This window comes from Pseudomonas sp. 43(2021) (assembly GCF_017490805.1).
Lineage (GTDB): Bacteria > Pseudomonadota > Gammaproteobacteria > Pseudomonadales > Pseudomonadaceae > Aquipseudomonas.
The window spans coordinates 1-503 of record NZ_JAFGYJ010000312.1; the positions used below are offsets into that span (position 1 = coordinate 1).

General features: G+C 65.6%; 1 protein-coding gene. It reads left to right on the forward strand.

Translation table 11 applies throughout. The features are described 5' to 3' along the window. Window positions 1-503, forward strand: a 503-nt coding sequence (locus J5M71_RS27380) for a penicillin-binding transpeptidase domain-containing protein (protein ID WP_279382389.1), incomplete at both ends; no start/stop codon positions are given.

A 503-nucleotide genomic window follows, 5' to 3' on the forward strand; every position in this document is an offset into this window, starting at 1 on the left:
TCACTGGCCACCGCCATCGGCAGTTCCGGCGACCGTCCCGCCGCGCTCGCCGAGCTGATCGGCACCATTCTCAATGACGGCGTGCGCATGCCGACGTTGCGCATCGACAGCCTGCATTTCGCCGCCGATACGCCGTACGAAACCCGACTGGTCAACGACCCGCACGTGGGTAAACGCGTGATGCCGGTGGAAGTGGCCCGGGCCATGCGCGAGGCGTTGTCGCAAGTGGTCGATGCCGGTACCGCCAAACGGCTGTCCGGCAGTTTCAAATTGCCCGACGGCACGCCGCTGGCCATGGGCGGCAAGACCGGCACCGGCGACAACCGTATTGCGGCGATCGGCTCCGGCGGGCGGATCATCAGTTCGAAGTCGATCAACCGCACCGCGACCTTCGTGTTCTACATCGGCGATCACCATTTCGGCACCCTCACCGCGTTCGTCCCGGGGCGCTCGGCAGAGAACTTCAAGTTCACCTCGGCCCTGCCCACGCAAGTGCTCAAGGG